General features: G+C 51.0%; 18 protein-coding genes. 3 read left to right on the top strand and 15 right to left on the bottom strand.

Going from position 1 to position 19,794, the window contains the following annotated elements; all coding sequences use genetic code 11:
• Positions 1–91: 91 nt before the first annotated feature.
• The 7 genes from DWZ54_RS06640 to pyk all read right to left on the bottom strand — a co-directional run bounded on the left by DWZ54_RS06640 (position 92) and on the right by pyk (position 7,925).
• Positions 92–1,441: an amino acid permease gene (locus tag DWZ54_RS06640; RefSeq protein WP_118474988.1), complete on the bottom strand. Its 1,350-nt coding sequence runs from the start codon at positions 1,439–1,441 to the stop codon at positions 92–94.
• Positions 1,442–1,580: 139 nt separating this feature from the next.
• Positions 1,581–2,054, bottom strand: a complete 474-nt coding sequence (gene smpB / locus DWZ54_RS06635) for an SsrA-binding protein SmpB (RefSeq protein ID WP_118474987.1) — start codon at positions 2,052–2,054, stop codon at positions 1,581–1,583.
• Positions 2,055–2,081: 27 nt separating this feature from the next.
• The gene (gene rnr, locus DWZ54_RS06630) at positions 2,082–4,787 is read right to left on the bottom strand and encodes a ribonuclease R (protein WP_118474986.1); all 2,706 of its coding nucleotides are present in this window, start codon (positions 4,785–4,787) and stop codon (positions 2,082–2,084) included.
• A gap of 13 nt (positions 4,788–4,800) precedes the next feature.
• Entirely contained in the window at positions 4,801–5,577 is a 777-nt protein-coding gene (locus DWZ54_RS06625) for an alpha/beta hydrolase (protein WP_367180997.1), read from the bottom strand.
• A gap of 70 nt (positions 5,578–5,647) precedes the next feature.
• On the bottom strand, positions 5,648–5,860 hold the full coding sequence (secG, locus tag DWZ54_RS06620; protein ID WP_118015889.1) for a preprotein translocase subunit SecG: 213 nt from the start codon (positions 5,858–5,860) through the stop codon (positions 5,648–5,650).
• A 219-nt stretch (positions 5,861–6,079) separates the two neighbouring features.
• Positions 6,080–6,292, bottom strand: coding sequence for a hypothetical protein (locus DWZ54_RS06615; RefSeq protein ID WP_118015888.1), 213 nt, complete (start codon positions 6,290–6,292; stop codon positions 6,080–6,082).
• A 205-nt stretch (positions 6,293–6,497) separates the two neighbouring features.
• On the bottom strand, positions 6,498–7,925 hold the full coding sequence (pyk, locus tag DWZ54_RS06610) for a pyruvate kinase (protein WP_118015887.1): 1,428 nt from the start codon (positions 7,923–7,925) through the stop codon (positions 6,498–6,500).
• Positions 7,926–8,337: 412 nt separating this feature from the next.
• Between pyk and DWZ54_RS06605 the strand changes: the two genes are divergently transcribed.
• The gene (locus DWZ54_RS06605) at positions 8,338–8,883 is read left to right on the top strand and encodes a glutathione peroxidase (RefSeq protein ID WP_118015886.1); all 546 of its coding nucleotides are present in this window, start codon (positions 8,338–8,340) and stop codon (positions 8,881–8,883) included.
• Positions 8,884–8,950: 67 nt separating this feature from the next.
• Here DWZ54_RS06605 and DWZ54_RS06600 read toward each other — a convergent pair whose 3' ends face one another.
• A complete protein-coding gene (locus tag DWZ54_RS06600) occupies positions 8,951–9,544 on the bottom strand; it encodes a nitroreductase (RefSeq protein WP_118474984.1) in 594 nt (197 codons plus the stop codon).
• A 242-nt stretch (positions 9,545–9,786) separates the two neighbouring features.
• Between DWZ54_RS06600 and rpiB the strand changes: the two genes are divergently transcribed.
• Together rpiB and DWZ54_RS06585 are read left to right on the top strand one after the other, a co-directional pair.
• The gene (gene rpiB, locus DWZ54_RS06590) at positions 9,787–10,248 is read left to right on the top strand and encodes a ribose 5-phosphate isomerase B (protein WP_118015879.1); all 462 of its coding nucleotides are present in this window, start codon (positions 9,787–9,789) and stop codon (positions 10,246–10,248) included.
• A 6-nt stretch (positions 10,249–10,254) separates the two neighbouring features.
• Complete coding sequence (locus tag DWZ54_RS06585) at positions 10,255–11,100, top strand: deoxyribonuclease IV (protein WP_118474982.1); 846 nt, start codon at positions 10,255–10,257, stop codon at positions 11,098–11,100.
• Between the two features lie 29 nt (positions 11,101–11,129).
• Here DWZ54_RS06585 and DWZ54_RS06580 read toward each other — a convergent pair whose 3' ends face one another.
• The 7 genes from DWZ54_RS06580 to DWZ54_RS06550 form a co-directional block, all read right to left on the bottom strand.
• Positions 11,130–11,903 carry a response regulator gene (locus DWZ54_RS06580; protein ID WP_118015877.1) on the bottom strand — a complete coding sequence of 258 codons (774 nt, stop codon included), beginning with the start codon at positions 11,901–11,903 and terminating at the stop codon, positions 11,130–11,132.
• Between the two features lie 229 nt (positions 11,904–12,132).
• Complete coding sequence (locus tag DWZ54_RS06575; RefSeq protein WP_118474981.1) at positions 12,133–13,437, bottom strand: RNA-guided endonuclease TnpB family protein; 1,305 nt, start codon at positions 13,435–13,437, stop codon at positions 12,133–12,135.
• Complete coding sequence (locus DWZ54_RS06570) at positions 13,385–14,041, bottom strand: IS607 family transposase (protein WP_118474980.1); 657 nt, start codon at positions 14,039–14,041, stop codon at positions 13,385–13,387. Before DWZ54_RS06570 ends, DWZ54_RS06575 begins: the two co-directional genes overlap by 53 nt.
• Before the next feature lie 76 nt (positions 14,042–14,117).
• The gene (locus DWZ54_RS06565; RefSeq protein ID WP_118474979.1) at positions 14,118–15,824 is read right to left on the bottom strand and encodes a sensor histidine kinase; all 1,707 of its coding nucleotides are present in this window, start codon (positions 15,822–15,824) and stop codon (positions 14,118–14,120) included.
• Between the two features lie 87 nt (positions 15,825–15,911).
• Complete coding sequence (locus tag DWZ54_RS06560; RefSeq protein WP_118014992.1) at positions 15,912–17,579, bottom strand: iron ABC transporter permease; 1,668 nt, start codon at positions 17,577–17,579, stop codon at positions 15,912–15,914.
• On the bottom strand, positions 17,576–18,643 hold the full coding sequence (locus tag DWZ54_RS06555) for an ABC transporter ATP-binding protein (protein ID WP_118015006.1): 1,068 nt from the start codon (positions 18,641–18,643) through the stop codon (positions 17,576–17,578). The genes DWZ54_RS06560 and DWZ54_RS06555 overlap by 4 nt, the downstream gene beginning before the upstream one ends.
• Positions 18,644–18,711: 68 nt before the next feature.
• Positions 18,712–19,737: an ABC transporter substrate-binding protein gene (locus DWZ54_RS06550; RefSeq protein ID WP_233519460.1), complete on the bottom strand. Its 1,026-nt coding sequence runs from the start codon at positions 19,735–19,737 to the stop codon at positions 18,712–18,714.
• Between the last annotated feature and the right edge of the window lie 57 nt (positions 19,738–19,794).

The raw sequence follows: 19,794 nt of genomic DNA, 5'->3' as shown, positions 1-19,794 counted from the left end.
GGAAGCCTTTTTTGTATCTTCTGTTTACATGTCAGGAAAAGGCACAACCCCTTCCCCACCGGGAAAGAGATTATGCCTTTTCTTTATTTCTTCATTTTTTCCGGCGATAGCGGCAGTAGCCGAGCCAGAGCACGAACAGCCAGATGGGCAGGAACAGGACTGCCAGCTGCATATCCGGGATCTGTGACACGAAGAAGACGACACCGGCCAGGAAAAGCAGCGACAGGTAGTTGGCCCATGGATACAGGATGGCATGGAATTTCGTTTGCTTACCATGCGCCTTGCAATAAGCGCGGAATTTCAGATGCGTGATGCAGATGACCACCCAGCTGATGACGGCCGCACAGGTCGCGATCATCATGAGATACATGAAGACGTGTCCCTGCAGGAAATAATTGAGCGCGACGACAATCAGCGTGATGCCCGAGGAAACCAGGATGCCGCGCACCGGCACGCCGTGCGGCGAGAGCTTGCGGAAGAAGGCCGGAGCCTCGCCCGTGCCCGCCAGACCGTAGAGCATTCGGCTGTTGCTGTAGATGGCAGAATTGTAGACCGAGATGGCCGCCGTCAGCACGACGAAATTCAGGATGTGCGCCGCAGCGGGGATGCCAACATTGTTGAAGATTTGGACGAACGGACTCGCCTCCATACCGACCTTGTTCCACGGCCAGAGCGCCATGAGCACAACCATCGTGCCGACGTAGAAAATCAGGATACGCCAGATGACCTGGTTGATGGCGCGCGGAATCGTGCGGTCCGGATCCTCCGCCTCACCAGCCGTGATGCCGATGAGCTCGATGCCGCCGAACGAGAACATGACGACGGCGATGGAGAGTGCGAGTCCCCAGAGACCGTTCGGCAGGAAGCCGCCATTTTTCCAGATGTTGCTGAAGTTCTCGGGGAAGGGCTGCCCGCTCGAGAAGATCAGGCCGAGCCCCAGGAGTATCATGCTGACGATGGCGGCAATCTTGATGAGCGCCATCCAGAATTCGGCCTCGCCGTAGGCCCGGACATTGACGAGATTCAATGCCGTAATGGCCACGAGACAGACCAGCGATGAAATCCACTGCGGCAGGTCCGGGAACCAGAAATTCATGTAGATGCCAACGGCCGTGAGTTCCGCCATCGACACGAGCACGTAATTGAACCAATAATTCCAGCCGGAAAGGAAGCCCGGGAACCTGCCCCAGTACTTCGTCGCATAATGACTGAATGAGCCTGATACCGGCTCATCGACAGCCATCTCCCCCAGCATGCGCATAATGAGGAAAATCACGACGCCACCGATCAGATAGGCGAGCATGACGGACGGTCCCGCCAGCGCAATCGTCGAAGCCGAACCATAGAACAGTCCCGTGCCGATGGCGCCGCCGAGCGCAATCATCTGCAAATGACGGTTCTTGAGTCCGCGCTTCATCGTTATATTCTTTGCATCCTCCATAGATTCATCTCCAATCAAGAAAATATGCTTCCATTATAGCATTATTGGACATCGCTTTACAATTTATCAAAATAAGACAAAGAGCTGCCGGCCACAGGATGTTCCCGTGACCGGCAGCTCCTTTGCTGTCAGTCTGCCGTCAATAACGCTGACGGTCCTTGAGGGCACGCTCAATCTCACGTTTCGCGGCCTTCTCATGAAGGTCCTGACGCTTGTCGTAATTGTGCTTGCCCGAAGCCAGCGCCAGCTCGAGCTTGGCCCGGCCGTGCTTGAAATAGATCTTCAGGGGCACGAGCGTGAAGCCTTTTTCGCGCGTCTTGGCAAAGAGCTTCACGATTTCCGCCTTGTGCATCAGAAGTTTCCTGCGGCGCAGCGGGTCGTGGTTGAAGATATTGCCCTGATCATAGGGGCTGATATGCAAGTTCTCGACGAAAAGCTCGCCGTTCTGAATGCTCGCATAGCTGTCCTTGAGGTTGGCCCGTCCGGCGCGCAGGGACTTGACTTCCGTTCCCTGAAGGGAAAGGCCGGCCTCAAACGTTTCGTGTATGAAGTAATCGTGACGAGCCTTGCGGTTCTCGCAGACCGTCTTGATTCCTGCATTCTTTCTTCCCATCGTATCACCTGAATGGTTCTTTATCGCTTATTTATTGGGTGCCGTGCCGCCTTCCGTCTTGCGGTGCGGGCGCGGACGATGCTTCGAGGAAGCCGACGCAGACTTCTGCTTCTCGGCCTTGGCCTCCTCGCGCATTTTGCGCTCATGGTAGCCCGGCGGATCCGGCCAGACGGCACTGTTGAGCCCCGTCACCCTGACGCGGTGATAGTCGCGGCTCTCCTCTCCGCGCGCTTCCTCGCGGCGTTCCCGGCGGTTGGGCTTGCGCTCCGGACGGTCGCTGCGCTCCAGGCGCTCATGCTCGCGTTTCTCGCGGCCCTTCTCCCTGCGTCCTTTCGCCGGTTTATGCTCCGGCTGCGGCAGCTTCTCACCCGAGGCCCCGCGATTCTTCCTGCGGCCGCCGTTCTTCGGGCGCCGCTTCTGCTTCGAGGCATCCTCTGCAGGCGTCAGCGATTCCGCAATGATGTCGTCTTCCTTGCGGCGCGGCGGACGCGTGCCGCCCTTGCGGTCGTCCTTCTTGTCCCGGCCATTGCCGCCTGACTTGCCGCCCTTGCTGCGGCCGCCGCGCACGGCATTCTGCATGGCCTGCGGGTCATAAGCGCCATTGTCCTTGAGTACGAAGTCGAGATTGCGTTCCTCGACATTGGCGCGTACAAGCAGGACTTCCACCTCGTCGCCGAGACGGTATGCCTTTCTCGTGCGCTCGCCGATCATCGCATACTGTTCTTCCACGTATTCGTAATAATCGTTGACCATGGTCGAGACGTGGACGAGGCCCTCGACGCCGTTATCCAGCTCGACGAAAATGCCAAAGGCCGTGACACCGCTGATGATGCCGGAGAATTCCTCGCCGACGAACTGTGCCATGTACTCGATCTTCTTCATGTCCGTCGTCTCGCGCTCCGCCTCAATGGCAATGCGCTCGCGCTCCGAGGCATGCTCGGCGATGCCCGGCAGGATGGAGCGCAGTTTTTCCTGGCGCTCGCGCGGAATCGTGCCCGTCGCAAAAGTCTCACGCAGCAGGCGATGGACGATGAGGTCCGGATAGCGGCGGATTGGCGACGTGAAATGCGTGTAATAGCGGGCTGCAAGGCCAAAGTGACCGAGGCTCAGGTCGCTGTAACGCGCCTGCTGCATCGAGCGCAGGGCCACCGTGCTGATGATGCGCTCCTCCGGCTTGCCCTCGACCTTCTCGAGTACCTGCTGGACATCCATCGGGACAATCTCGCCATTCTCATTCTGCTTGACGAACAGGCCGAACGTCGAGAGCAGATTGTTGAGGCGTTCGATTTTCTCCGTCGACGGCTGCTCGTGAACGCGGTACATGAACGGCAGGTTCTTCGTATCCATATGACGCGCCACCGTCTCGTTGGCAATCAGCATGCATTCCTCAATGATGGATTCTGCCAGCGAACCCTCGCGCTTGATGAGTGCGACCGGATGGCCCTGCTCGTCGAGCTTGACCTTGACCTCGGGCAGATCGAAATCGATTGAACCGCGGCGATGACGCTTGGCCTTGAGCGCATTGCGCAGGTCGGCCAGCGTTTCGAGCATGCCGCGGATATCCTGATTGTCCGAATAGAACGGTTCCTCATGGTCGACGAGGACCTTGTTGACGATGTTGTACGTCAGGCGGCGGTAAACATGGATGACCGTCGGCACGATCTCATAGCTCAGGACTTCGCCGTCTACCGAGATCTGCATCTCGCAGGCCATGGCCAGGCGGTCGACGCCGGCATTGAGGCTGCAGATGCCGTTGCTGAGTTCCTTCGGCAGCATCGGGATGACGCGGTCGACGAGGTACACGCTCGTGCCGCGCTCATACGCCTCGCGGTCAAGCGGCTGGTTCTCACGCACGTACCAGCTGACATCGGCAATGTAGACACCGAGGAAGAAGGAGCCGTCCTCGTTGCGGCGGGCAAAGACGCCGTCGTCGAGGTCCTTGGAATCCTCACCATCGACCGTGACAATCGGGAAGTCGCGGCGGTCGCGGCGGCCGCGGTACTCCTCCGGAGCCGGCTCCTGCTCCATGGCAGAAGCGGCTGCCTGTACATCTTCAGGGAACGTCTCGGAAAGATCATACTGACGCATGACTGAGAGGACATCGACACCCGGATCGCCCACCTTGCCGAGTACTTCGATGACCTTGCCCTCCGCATTGCGGCGGCGGTCCGGCCACTTCGTGATCTCAACGACGACCTTGCTGCCCGTCTTCGCACCGTGGAATGCCTTCTTCGGCACGAAAATATCCTGACTGAGCTTCGTGTTGTCTGGCGTCACGAAGCCAAACGTCTTGCTGTTCTCAAACGTGCCGACGATCTTCTCATTGGCACGTTCGAGGATGCGGATGATCTCGCCCTCGCGCGAACGGCCTTCTTCGACAGCCGGCGCCACGCGCGCCACGACACGGTCGCCGTGCATGGCCGTATTGAGATCTGCGCCCGGCACGAACACGTCCGTCTCATCCTCGGAAGCACGCACATCGGGGATGATGAAACCAAAGCCCTTGGCCGTCATCGACAGGCGTCCGACCACGAGGTGCATGCGGCTCGGAATGCCATAGAGATCGCTGCGGTTTTTGATGACCGCGCCCTCTTTCTCGAGTTCCTCGAGCGCAGCATCAAACTCCACAAGCTCTTCCTGCGTCAAATGCATGCCTTCTGCCAGGTCTTCCGCCAGCAGCGGTTTATAAGCCTTCTCTTTCATGTAGGCTAAAATACGTTCTTTTAAATCCATGTTCTTCTCTCCACTACTTCCTTTGTGTACGTTCTATGAAATCCTGACCGCTGCCCGTCAGCCGCGAGAGGAAGGCGGCCGCGGCCGCAAAGACCTGATCGCGCTCCTCGCCTACGGGAATCAGATGGCCAGAGGTCTTGAGCCAGACAATCTCTTTTTCACTGCTGCCGAGATGCTCCCGGATGTAGATGGCGCTCTCGGCATCGGCCGTGCGGTCGTTCAGACTGTGCAGGATCAGTGCCGGCACCCGTATGGACGGCAGAGCCTGCTTCGTCCTCTCCATGAGCCCAAGCAGCTCATGGACGCCTGTGAGCGGCATGGAGCGATACGTCTGATTGACAGCCGGAGGTACATTGCGCAACCGGCGCCTCGCCTTCGGCACGAAAACTCCAGCACAAAGGCGGCGCGGCGGCAGTTTGGCAATGCCTCGTTCTTCCGCAATGTAGATGGGCGCAGACATCGAGATGACACCCATGACCTCCTGTTCCGCCGCCAGCAACAGGGCGAGCAAACCGCCCATGGAGTGGCCGCCTGCCACCACGTGATCACAGCAGCCGCGCAGTAGGGCATAGCCATCGCGAACGGAATCAAGCCAATCCTCGCCCGTCATATGGCTCATGTCCTCTGCCGTCGTGCCGTGTCCGGCCAGCCGGACACCGAGCACCGTGCAGCCCTGTGCCTGCAGGTATTTGCCCATGAGCAGAAGTTCCGCCGGCAGGCCCGTAAAACCATGGATGAGGAGCACGCCCGTCCTGCCGCCCGGCAAGAAGAACGGCTCTGCACCGGACATGATCACGGGCAATCCCCCCTTTCAAGAAAAGTACCCCCGCTCAGCAGCAGGGGGTACAGATAAGCCGATATCAATTCGTCATGCGAGCAATCACGAGTGTAATCACTGCAAACAGGATGGCGAAGACAACCGTCACGCGAGCCAGCAGGGCATCCATGCCGCGGGCTTTGCTCGAAAAGACCGTATCGGCGCCACCGCCCATACCGCCCATGCCGGCGGACTTTGCCTCCTGCCCCAGAACGGATGCAATGAGGATGATCGCAATGATGGCGTCCAATATCATCAAAATGGTAAGCAAATGTATGGCCTCCCTTATTTCCTTTACACTTTCTTTCCTATCATACCATAGATGGACCGCCTTCCGCAAGAAAAAGCAAGGCCTGCGCCCTCCAATAAAAATGCGCAGGCCACAACGGGTCTGCGCATCTCAGCAGGGGCAGAATACCCCTTTCCTCTCATAGCCGTCTGCATGTACGATTCATCATGCAGGATTCTGTAAATTTTACTGCTGCTTTTCTGGCATCATAGCAGCTCTCTGCTTGGACAAGGGAATGCCGTTATAGCATTTGCTGACATATTTTGCGGAAAGATACACCGAGTCATCTGCTGTCGTAATCGAATAGATTGACTCATGGACAACAGCCGCATCATCGTCAACATGGAACTCTGCCTGATGCCACTCTCTTTTCGGTTTCGCCGTATCCAGCCAACCCATAGATACGTCCCCCTTTCTATCCAATTCTATCTCAATCATATCATATTCAGGCTTATTTAACAAGATAAAATACGGTTTTTATAAAAAATATTCATCACAGAAAGATTTATATATTCTGAAGCAGGACAAAGTAAAACCGCAATGAAACAAAAAATGAGGAGAACCGGACGGTTCTCCTCATAAAAGTGTCAGAATAGAAACAAGATCAAATCTTGTAAACGCGAATCATATTCGTGTTGTTGCCAACGCTCGTCTTGCTCTGGAGCTTGATGCCAGAGGTGATGATCGTCGTATCGCCGCGCTTGACGAAACCGTCCTTGACGGCCGCAGATACGGCGTTCGTGATCATCTCGTCGACGTCGTTCCACTGCGTGCCGAGAATCGGGTATACGCCCCAACGCAGGTTGAGCTGACGGACAACCTTCTCATGCGGCGTGTAAGCAACGATGGCTGCTTTCGGACGGAAGCGGGATACAATCTTCGTCGTGTAGCCGCTGTCGGTCGGCGTGATAATAGCCGGAACATCGAGCTCATAAGCCATCTGTACCGTGGCATGTGCAACGGCACGCGTACGGCTCTCGCTGTGCTCGAAACCACGCTCAACGAAGAGGTTCTTGTACTCGAGAGATTCCTCGATGCGACGAGCAATGCGGTTCATCGTGGAAACAGCCTCGACCGGATAGTCACCGGAAGCCGTCTCACCGGAGAGCATGATGGCATCCGTACCATCGAGGATGGCATTACCGACATCGGAAACCTCTGCGCGCGTCGGACGCGGGTTACGCTCCATGGAATCGAGCATCTGCGTAGCGACGATAACCGGCTTGCCGGCCTTGTTGCACTTCTTGATGATCTCTTTCTGGATCAGCGGAACATCCTCGGCCGGAACCTCAACGCCGAGGTCGCCACGAGCGACCATGATACCGTCGGAGACTTCGAGGATAGCATCGAAATTCTTGACGCCTTCGAGGTTCTCGATCTTCGGCAGGATCTCCATGTGGCCGTTGTGCTCCTCAATGAGCTTGCGGATGGCCAGGACATCTTCCGGACGCTGGATGAAGGAAGCGGCAATGAAGTCCATATCCTGCTCACAGCCGAAGATAATGTCCTTCGCATCCTGCTCGGAAATCGGCGGCAGGCCAAGGGAAACGCCAGGAGCAGCAACGCGCTTCTTCGTGCTCATCTTGCCGCTGTTCTGGATCGTCGTGATAATGTCCTTGCCCTTGATCTCATCGACTTTGAGCGCAACGAGACCATCGGAGAGAAGCAGCGTATCGCCCGGCTTCACTTCCGTATAAAGGCCTTTGTGGTTGACGGATACATGCGTTTCATCGCCCGGCGTGTCTTCATACGTCAGCGTGAACTTGTTGCCCTTCTCGAGCATGACCTTACCGTCTTTGAACTCGCCAAGACGCATCTCCGGTCCCTTCGTGTCCAGGATCAGGGAAATGACCTTACCTGCCTTCTTGGCTGCTTCACGAACCATTTTGATGCGGCCAAGATGCTCTGCATGATCACCATGGGAGAAGTTGAAGCGTGCGCAGTTCATGCCATTGGCAATCAGCGCATCGACAACGCCCGGTCTCTCCGTGGCAGGTCCCTGCGTGCAGATAATTTTCGTCTTCTTTAACATGTGTGAATCCCCACCTATTCCTTTATTCTACTTATATTTAGACGGATGCTGACTTTATTGGTCATTGTCGCTGCTCAGCCTCCGCCTCGGCCTGTTTTATGAGGAAAACGGGTCCTCGTACACCCCTATTCTACACTGTTTAAACAGAGAAGTAAAACGCTTTCCAGCAAATTTATTCAAAATAAATTTATTCTGAAAAGTCACCGTCATAATCCTTATTTATTGAGTATATTTGCCCTGTCAGAAGGCAAAAATCATAGGAATCCGCACGAAAACGGCAAAGAAAAAAATCCATAATTCTCCTTTTTTTGCTTAAATAATTTTGTAAAATTTAATTTGACAAAATTATAAAAGTACAGTACAATGAATTCACATAGATAAAACGACAACTCGATTATATAGGAGAAAACACATGAATATTTATGATTTCACCGTCAAGACCAACCAGGGCCAGGAAAAGTCCCTGGCAGACTACAAAGGTAAAGTACTGCTGATTGTCAATACAGCCAGCAAATGCGGCTTTACGCCGCAGTTTGAGGAGCTGCAGAAGCTCTACCTCACCTACAAAGATCAAGGACTCGTGATTCTCGGCTTTCCTTGCAACCAGTTTGCCGAGCAGGATCCGGGCAGCAATGCCGAAATCGAGCAGTTCTGCCGTTACAATTACGGTGTAACGTTCCCAATCTTTGCCAAGGGAGATGTGCGCGGTGAGCACGCCCAGCCCCTCTTCCAGTATCTGACGAAAGAGAAGGGGTTCGCCGGGTTTGACGAGGATCACCCGAACGCCCCGATCCTCAAAGATGTCCTCGAAAAGAATTTCCCGGAAATTCTCGAGGGCGATGGCATCAAATGGAACTTCACGAAATTCCTCATTGACCGTGAAGGCCATGTCGTCAGCCGCTTTGAGCCAACCAGAGTGCCGTCGGCCATCGCCAAGGATATCGAAGCACTTCTCTGACGCCCCCAATAAAAACGCCGTTCCGTGCAGCCAGCAAGGAACGGCGTTTTTCTATGCGTTTAATTGCTCAATCAACATATGTGACCGGATTGCCCGTCACATCGAGGATGCGGCGATTAGGCAGGCCATCGGGCAGAGCCGAATAGCCGAGGCTCAGGGAAGCGTAGACACGCTCATCCTCTGCCATGCCGAGCTCCCGCAAATAAGACAGCAGCACCGGGTTCTCATTGAGCCAGCGCAGCTGATTGATCCAGCAGCTGCCAAGATCAAGCGCATTGGCCGCGAGCATCATGTTTTCCATGGCGCACGAGGCATCGGCCATATTGTTGCCATAAGATGCCTTGTTGGCCACAATGATGAGCACGGGCGCATTGTAGCGGAACACATAATCCCCCTTCTTCGACCGCTTGATGGCCCCACCGAAATTCGCCTCATTCTCCGGCGTGACCTCCATCTTGGCAAACTCCTCGCGCACGAGATTCGTCAGGCGCTCCAGCACCTCCGGCTTGCGCACGACGAGGAAATGATTCTGGTTCATATGCTTGCCGCTCGGCGCCAGCCGCCCAGCCTCAATGACCTGATGCAGCAGCTCATCCGGCACCATATCGGGTTTAAAGTTGCGCGTGCTGTGACGTGTGGCAATGCAGGATAACGTATCCATGAAAATCCCTCCAGTCCACTATGACATTATTATCATCCTTATTGTATACCATTCTCAGCCGAAAGAAAATGCCGGAAAACAGCTCACTCCTGCATACAGCCAGCAGCAGGTACACGATATTTTCCTTGCCAGGCAGTCATTTGACCATCTCAAGCACAGACTTGACGTCGCCGGGCCGCATCAGTAAGATGAAAGTACAGAAGTCAGTCAAAAATCCACGTTATTATCGAGGAGGAATCATCATGAAAATTGCAATGGCAAATGATCATGCCGGTACGAAGCTTAAGGAAGAAATCAAGGCATACCTTGAGAGCGAGGGACATGAAGTCAAGGACTTCGGCACGTATGACGAGGAGTCGTGCGACCTGTCGGATTTCGTTTATCCGGCGGCCAAGGCTGTAGCTACGGGAGAATGCGACCGCGGCATCTTTGTCGATGGCGTCGGCTATGGCAGTGCGATGATTGCCAACAAGCTGCAGGGCATCTTCGCCGTGGTCTGCCAGGATCCATTCTGCGCCGCACTTGCCCGTCAGCACAATGACAGCAATGTACTCTGCCTCGGCGGCAAGATCATCGGACCGGCAATTGCCATGGAAATCGTCAAGACCTGGATGCACACGGAGCCCCTGACGGCTGAAAAATATCAGCGTCGCATCCAGAAGGTCAAGGCCATCGATGCCGCTCACTGCGTCCCGGTGAAATAAAGCATCATGAACGAACAGACTTTACACATCGGCTGCCATCTGTCTTCGGCCAAGGGCTTCCTCGCCATGGGCAGGGAGGCTGTAGCGCTTGGAGCTGATGTCTTTGCCTTTTTCACGCGCAATCCGCGCGGCGGCCGGGCCAAGGAACTCGATCCCGCGGATATCGAGGCCTTCCTCGCCTTTCAACAGGAACACGGCATCGGCACGCTGGTCGCCCATGCACCGTATACCATGAATGCCTGTGCCGCCAAGGAGAATCTGCGGACCTTCGCGCGTGAGACCATGGCCGACGACTTAAACCGGCTCGACCATCTGCCGGGCAACCTCTACAATTTCCATCCCGGCAGCCACGTCAAGCAGGGTGCCGAAACTGGCATCGAATTGATTGCGCAACAGCTCAACGAAGTCCTGCACCCGGAGCAAAGGACCACGGTGCTGCTTGAGACCATGGCCGGCAAAGGCACGGAAGTGGGACGAAGCTTTGAAGAGCTCCGCGCCATCATCGACCGCGTGGAACACGCGGAGCTGCTCGGCATCTGTCTCGATACCTGCCACGTCTGGGATGCCGGCTATGATATCCAGAACCATCTCGATGAGGTACTCACGGAATTTGACCGCATCATAGGGCTTTCACGCCTGCGCGCCATCCATCTCAATGACAGCCAGAACGGGCTCGGCAGCCACAAGGACCGCCACGCACGCCTCGGCGAGGGCGAGATCGGCCTCGAAGCCCTGACCCGCGTCGTGCGCCATCCGGCGTTATGCCACCTCCCCTTCATTCTCGAGACACCAAACGATGCCGCCGGCTACGCCCGCGAAATCGCCATGATGCGCGAGTTTGCCTCAAAATAGAACGTACAAACGAACACATTACCGTTACATCAGGCCTGACGTCCTTCTTTATATTCAGAAGGTGTCAGGCCTGTTATGCGTCGAAATACCATACTGAAATAACGAGTATCTTTATAGCCACAAAGCTCCGCAATTTCATAAATCTTGCGGTCACCGTCATGAAGCAGACGTATTGCCCGCCGTATACGGCACATGGTCAGATATTCTCCAAACGTATAATTCGTATATTTAACAAAAAGACGATGAAGATACGACGGACTGATTTTTACTATGTCGGCTACGTCACGGATCGTCATATTGTTTTGACACTCAGTTTCCATATAACAGATAGCTTTTTCCAGATATTGATTTTTACTCTTACCTTCTCCAAAGTTACGAAATATATCCAGCTGGCTTCCATTTGCCAGCTCTATTTTCTTGCGCCTTTTTTCTTCATCCACGTAAGAAGCCGCTTTCCGAACAGCTTCAAGCAACTCATCATCATCAACGGGCTTTAACAGATAGTTACGCACCCCTAAACGAATCGCCTGCTGTGCATAGGAAAATTCTCCATAGCCTGATAAGATAATATATTCTACATGCATCTCTCTTTGCATCTTTTCGATTAGTTCCAAGCCTGATTCACCCGGCATGCGTATATCGACGATTACAATATCCGGCTGTAATTTCCGCATGATTTCCATGCCTTCCTGTGCATTGGCAGCTTCTCCTACGACCTGACATCCCACTTCTTCCCAGGGCGTCATAGAAACCAGCCCCTGTCGCTGGATCTGCTCATCATCAATCACAACAACTCGTTTCAAGACTGCGGTACCGTTACTGAAAACTTATAAAAAGCCATAGTCTATTGATGAAAAACTGACTTTTACGTTTCATTCCTCGTTCATCGCATTCGTTTTTGCCATCCCGAAGGACAAGCTACTCACGTTTGATATAATGCTCCGGAGGCTTTGACATGACACTCCTTACCATCGCAAGAAGGCACGTCTGTTCCCGACTAACGAATCGGTACATATCTGCATGGACTTCTTTCTAGTAGTTTGCCAATTTCACTTGCTCTGCTTCCCCATAACGTTTGAGGTTCAGCGCTGCCTGGAAGTCACGATCAATTATATTGCCACATACAGGACAAATATACGTCCTTTCCAATAGGTTCAGTTCTTTCTTTACATGACCGCAGATAACACAAGTTTTGGAGCTCGGATACCATCTATCTGCTATGACAACGGGTATCTTGGCCCAGTGTGCCTTGTATTCAATCTGTCTGCGGAATTCATAAAGATTCTGTTCCTGAATCTTCTCGGATAAATATCGATTCTTCATCATACCACGAACATTCAAGTCTTCGAGGCACACAAAGCTTGGTTTTCGCTTTATGATTGATGTCGTAGCCTGATGCACATGATTCTGACGAATATTTGCCAGTCTGTGATTGATCCGTAAAAGTCGTTTTTCACTTTTTATAAGGTTGCTCGTTTTGCAGTAACTATCTCCTTTCTTATTCATCTGGTATTTTTGAGATACCTGACGCTGCAACCGGCGTCTTTTCTTCTTGAGTTTTCTTATTGCACGGGTCTTGTTGATATTCCCGACTTTCGTGGCGTCAGAAAGTACCGCCAAGTCCTTGATGCCTAAATCAATGCCAATTCCTTCTGAGCGAGCATATCGCCGTTTCTTGCAAACAAACGACAGTCCGCGCAAAGGTTTCAGTTTTCGGGCTGTCTGTATCCCTACCGAGAGCCACCAGCGCTCACCATCGAACGCGATCCGCGGGTTCGTGTATTTCGCTCGGACAGGAATCCTGTTCCTTTCAGCAAGCCGAACCCAGTTCAAACGCTGACGGTTCTTCCGCCTGCTTCCTGCAAGGCTCTCCAGTTTGACGTGCGTTCCTGTGAATTGAATCTTGACATTGTCCTGATAGAAACGGAAGTCTCCGTTCTTCTTGCTCCTGAACTTGGGATGCCCGTTCATGTCATAGACAGTCAAACTCTTGCCGATGCGGTTATAATGAGTAATTTTCTTAGAGGAATACTTGATGTAGATGGGCTGCTTCTGCTTGTGAAAGAAATTCTTGTAAGCAATGCACAAGTCTTTGATGGCCTGCTTCGTGACGTTGTTCGATATATCCAAAAGCCACTTGTTTTCCTCTGAATGCCGCAAGAGCGTGAATGCTTTGCGAAGCTCATGGTCCGTCTGGAGTTTGCGGCCTTCACGGAAGTTATCCATCTGCTTGTCCAACGCCCAATTGTAAGCATATCTTGCAGCACCAGCGAACTGGAATAGTTTAGTCTTCTGTTTGTTGTTCGGCAACAGCTGTACTCGGATTGACCTTATCATCTGAATCGTCTCCTGCCAACTCTCGTATCATCTTCTTCGCTTGATGCGCTCGTTTTCCCTGAAGCTCGCAACTGAACACTGTGATGATTTGGACCAAATCTTCAACCAGTTCCTGTTGCTCGCTTTTCCGGGCCATATCGACAATCTCAATCTTACATCCATGGATGGTTGCAATCGTTTCAAGAAGCTCAAAACCGAAACGTACGAGCCTGTCCTTATAGAGGACAACCACTTTCTCGACCTGGTTGGCTTCTATCCTGTGAATCAGCTCTTGGAGTCCATCCTTCTTGTAATTGATTCCAGAACCGATATCTGTGATGATTTCAAATGGATTTCCTTGTGCGTACAGATAGGTCCTCAGATTCTCTACTTGTCGTTCAAGATCATCCTTTTGCTTGCGGCTTGATACCCTGCAATATCCGATGACTTTTCTGGGTGCGAACTGAATCCCTGTCACAGCACATAATTGCTCTTCTGAATAGTAGCGGTAGCCATTCGTCGAAGTATGATGAGGATGAAGCCTGCCGCTTCTATCCCAGTTTCTGAGAGTTTGTGGGGTGACCCCGATGATCTTAGCAAATTTATTGATCGTATAGTATTTCAATGGTATCACCTCAATACCATTTTACCAATAAATTGACTTTTCAGCAAGAGTATTTATAGTATTTTACAACTTAACTTCAACTGTTAGTTCCCTCCTCCAAGACCAATAAACGGATAATCACACGAGTTCCCCCTTCTGCCTGAGGCTTGATCGTAACACCACAAGTCGCATCTCCATTAAGTTTAGCACGCAGATGTACGTTATAGAGTCCCACATGCTGATCATCATGACCTTCAAGATATTGTTGAGCTTTGGCAAGATCCATTCCTGCACCATTATCTGCAATCTCAAATTCCATGTATTTTCCTTTCAAGCGGCTCGAAACACAGATTCTTCCTTTTTCTGTCACGCTCCCCAGCCCATGCTTCACGGCATTTTCCAACACAGGTTCCAAAATCAGTTTGGGCAGATACTTGTCTGCCAAATCCGGTTCCAATAAAAATTCGACTTGAATCCGGTCACCAAATCGCTTTTCCTGTATCGTCATATACGACTGTAAAATCTCAAACTCTTCCCGAACCGTGATAAACGCCGACTTCCCCAAAATCTTACGCAGCAACCGTCCCAATGATACCGCTAAAAGTGCCACCGTCTTCGTATCGCCAGCTTTGGCACTCCATTTGATCAGATCCAGTGTATTATAGATGAAATGCGGCTTGACCTGTTCCTGCAGTCCTTTGATCTGCGCAATGCGCAAGGTTTCTTCTTTTTGCTTTGCCTCTCGCAGCAGACGACGGATATGGTAAACCATTTTATTAAAAGTTGCCGCCAGAGCACCAATTTCATCCCTTCTTCGAATCGGGATTCGCACGTCTAAATTATTTTGCCGAACACATTCCATCCCCGTAACTAAATCCCCCATAGGTTTCCATAAGTCACGTGTCAACTTATACGAGAGCAGAATAATAATAGCCAATACGACCAAATCAAAAATTGCAATAGTACGTCGCAATGCATAAAAGCCACTTCTATCCGTGATTTCTTTTTGCATCACGCCAATATGGTATTTGGGTTCGTGAAAATAATAAAGCTTTTTATCCGGATTGTCGGGGTCCCTGACAATTCCACTAGTCGAAGAAAAAGATCCGCTGCCGGTAATCCCGGATACCACACCCTCTTTACTGCTTCCCAGGGTATCATAAAAAACATAATGATACTGATCCGTCAGAATAATATCCTGCGAAGAATAGTTATTCAAGATATCCCATATGGCCCGGCGTTCAATATCAATAATGACATAACCGATAATCTGTTGATCTTTGCGTACAGCCCTGCACACGGTCAAAACGACATTCCGAAAATCAGGATCCTGCTTTGGTGCCGATATCAGTACGGCATCCTTGGACCGTGCAGCTTTTGCAAATACGCCCCAGCCATTATTCTGAGGCAGTTTATAGCTATGCGGTATGTCCGATGTAGAAAGGGCTACCTGTCCATTCCCAGATAAAACATATAGCGTAGCCTGCTCATGATTGCCCCGCATCAATAAGAACATCTGCGCATATGCTTCGCGTACATTATCAGAGGATTGTTCCAGGACATGTTCAATAACCACAGATTCAGATAACGTATCTACCAGCTTAACATATCCATCGACAGAGCTTGAAACCTGCTCAGCGACACTATGAATATTTTGATATGCCTCCTGTGCCTCCGTTCTATCAATATTTTGATAAACAATCAGCAAAACACCTGCAGATAGTACCAGAACAGGTAAAAAACCGACGAGAAACATATAGGACAGGAGACGCAGCCGATAACTCATTTTCCATTTATGGAGCATCCTGCTTACCTCCTGTCCCCAATTCCCGCTTACCACTATGGTATCATTTTATCACAGGTAAGCCTTGTTGGTAATATTTAGAACATTTTATAAGGAAATCTTACCTCCTGACAAGCGCTTGCAAAGCCAAAGAGAGCAAATCGTGGCAACTGTAAGGACTGTAGCCAGAGCCGCTGCTGTACCAAAATGAGCCTTACTCGTAACCTCGTTGAAAATGGCTACCGATATTGTCTGCGTTGCGCCAGTATAGAGAATCATCGAAGAGCTCAATTCATTCATCGTCGCAATCCAGCTCAAGATGGCTCCCGATATGACTCCCGGCAGCATCAGCCGCGCCGTAATCTTAAAGAATGTCTTAAACGGCGGCACGCCCAGACTAATGGATGCTTCTTCTACGCTTGATTCAATCTGATACAGTATGCCAATGCTGGAACGCAGCGTAAATGGCATCTTGCGAATCACATACGAGAGGATCATGATGCCAGCCGTTCCGGTCAACAACAAAGGCTTGGAGTTGAAAGCTGAAACGAGCATGATACCAAGTACGGCACCTGGTACAACGTAGGGGAACATGACCAGCATATCAATTAAATTAACGACACGAGAGCTTTTACGCACAATCAAATAAGCCAACAGCATGGCACAGAAAATCATAATGGAAATCGCGATAATGGAGAACATGAACGAGTTAGAAATTGCCAGAGACATTTTAGAAAAGGCTTCGCGGTAGCTGTCCAAGCCAACACCAGGTAAAAAGACAGGACCGCTTGTCTTGACAAAGGAGGTGGCCACTACCGTGATCTGCGGCAAAACCCCCAAGAAGGCAACCAGGTAGACGCCTGCCGTAACGACCATACGAGAAATCGGTGGCAGAGATTTTACTTTAGGCGGCCGCAGGTTGCTCATGGTATAATTGCGCCCTGCAATTGCCTTTTTTTGCAGCAGCAGCACCAGCATCGCAAAAGCAATCACCACGACGCTCAATACGTTGGCAAAAGCCGTATTTCCACCCAGTTCACTCATGTATTCATCGTAAATACATACCGGCAATACGCGAAACCCTTCACCAATCAAAGCAGGAGTACCAAAATCTGCCAAAGAAGTCATGAACACCATCAAAGCAGCGGATAAAATCGTCGGCATAATCAAGGGAAATGTTATCGTACGCAATTTCTTCCAGCCTCCAACGCCGAGGCTTTCCGCTGCTTCCTCCAAAGAAGCATCCATGCTTCTCAAGGCTCCTGACACATAAAGATACACATAGGGAAATAGTTTTAACGTGAAAACCAATAAGATGCCCACAAATCCATAGATGGACGGCATGGAAAAACCAAAGTGCGACTGCATGAATTTCGTTATGAAGCCGGCTCGACCCAGGAGTACGACCCAGGAGTAGGCGCCAATAAAAGGTGGCGACATCATGGCCAGGATACAAAGATTATCAATCAAGGGTTTTCCCGTAATGTGATAGCGCGACGTGAAATACGCCATAGGAATGCCGATTATACAGGCCAGTACCGTTGCACTCAACGATACAATGAAGCTGTTGAACAAAGTCTGAAGATAGTAGTCGCTATGGAAAAATGTTACATAGTTGGCAAAAGAGATCTCGCCTGTTTCTGTAACAACAGAATGAATCACCAGGACCGAAAATGGATAGATGATGAACAGCAGGATCAGGCACAAAGAAGCAACGGTAATAATGGTCCAACAGTTGAAACGATCGTAAAGAGACATCGTATGCCAATTTTTCATGACAACAGCACCTCCCCGCTCGCATCATAGATATTCATATGTTGGGCAGACAAACGTAAGCCCACTTTATCGCCAGCATGATAGACCTCATCCGAATGGATGTTATAGGCATTGACTTTGACGTGTGTTCCATCCGCAATCGCAATCTCATATTCGTACCGTGTGCCGAGGAAAACCGCGCGTACAATCTCCCCTGGAATACCTTCACCATGTCCGCGTAACAGAACAATCTGTTCCGGACGTACAGAAATCTGTACATCGCCTTCGTATGGCGTTTTTGGCGAAAAATCATACATAGCCTGATCCAGGATTGCCAACTGTCCTTCCTTCACCGTACCATGAATAAAATTCGATGTACCGATGAAATTGGCAACAAAAGTATTGGCAGGATGTTTATAAATATCTTCCGGATTGCCAACCTGCATGATCGTGCCACTGTTGATTACCGCAATACGGTCGGAAATAGCCAGTGCTTCTTCCTGGTCATGCGTGACATAAATCGTCGTGATACCCAGAGTCTGCTGGATATTCCGTATCACAGAACGCATCTCCAAGCGTAATTTTGCGTCCAAGTTAGAAAGAGGCTCATCCATCAGCATGACATCCGGTTCAATCACGATAGCACGTGCCAAAGCCACGCGCTGCTGCTGGCCGCCGGATAACTGCGATGGCATGCGGTCTGCCAGGTTTTCGATCTTCATCATGGCCAAACCTGCCCGCACCTTTTTGTCTAATTCTTCGCCTTTAAAATTGCGCGCCTTCAAACCATACGCAATATTGTCAGCTACACTCATATGAGGAAATACGGCATAATTCTGAAAGACCATGCCAATATTGCGGAGATAGGAGGGAACATCATTGATGACGCGATCATCAAACGATATGGTGCCGCCGTCAATCGGATTAAAGCCGGCAATCATGCGCAAAAGCGTTGTCTTACCACAGCCGGACGGCCCCAGCAGCGTGAAGAATTCTCCATTCTTTATAGAGAGCGTTATATGGTTAACCGCTAAAAAATCGCCATATTCCTTGACTACATCTTGAATATGTACAGCAAAACTCATTGGATTTTCCCCCTTTTTCATGATTTAAAAAGGAGGGTGGTCATCCACCCTCCTCCACCTGTTTACTTTTACTGTGTTACAGCTTTGCGCCAGAGGCCTAAGAACGTATCTTTGTATTCAACAGCATGCTTCGTGTCAAATGGCACATAATTGATTTCCGAAATCGGCTTCAAATCCGATGGGGCTGGAATATCGGTACGCGTCGAACGACGCTGATACTGAGCAAAACGTTCATGAACTTTTTTACTCATAGCAAAATCGATGAATTTCTTTGCATTCTCCATGTGTTTTGCACCTTTGATGATGCCAATGCCGCCCGTGCTGATTGCCGTTCCTTCTGATGGATAGACAATCTTCATATGCGATCCATTGACGATATATTTCATAACCGCTTCTTCAAATGTCGCGGTCAACGCATACTCGCCATCCGAAAGGGATTTAATTTGTGCAGCCGAGCCACTTGCGATCTTGCCATCCAGATTTTTAACCAGTTGATTGACAATAGCCGGATCACCGCCCAGTTTATCCATCATAGTTAAGAGGACCGCATACGTGGAGCTTGATTTTGCCGGATCAGCAATGGCAATTTTGCCTTTCCATTTTGGATCCAGTAAATCCTTCCAGCCCGTCGGTGCTTCTCCCGGATTGACTAAATCTGTATTGTACGCTATGACATAGGGATCCATGGTAATGTTGTAGAACGAATTGTCTGCAACAACAAACTGCGGATTGATATTTGCCTTCTCGGGGGATTCATATGGTTCCAGATACGGCGAAAGCGCCAGATAAGAATCACCAGAGCCGCCCCACATGACATCGCCGAGCGGATTGTCTTTCTCCGCTTTCACACGTGCCATCAATTCACCAGAGCCACCTGAAACAAGCTGTACCTCGATACCGGTTTCTTCCTGGAATTCCTTGACAATCGGTGCTGTCCAATCATCCGTATTGCAGTTGTAGACGACCAGCACGTTTCCATCGTCCTTGGCGTTTGAACTGCTGGAAGAATTGCTTTCGCCACCACACCCTGTCAAAAGCATGCTGCCCGCCAGAGTCGCCGCGGTCAAGAACATGGTTATTTTCCCGAATTTCATATTTGCTCCTCCTTTGCCTTTTGATTCGTTACTTTAATTCTCCTCCTTTGTCCTTTG

Origin of the sequence: Mitsuokella sp. AF33-22, from assembly GCF_003475755.1 — a bacterium.
GTDB lineage: Bacteria > Bacillota > Negativicutes > Selenomonadales > Selenomonadaceae > Mitsuokella.
The sequence above is the reverse complement of the archived record's forward strand: the minus strand, read 5'-3'. Positions and strand labels throughout refer to the sequence as shown.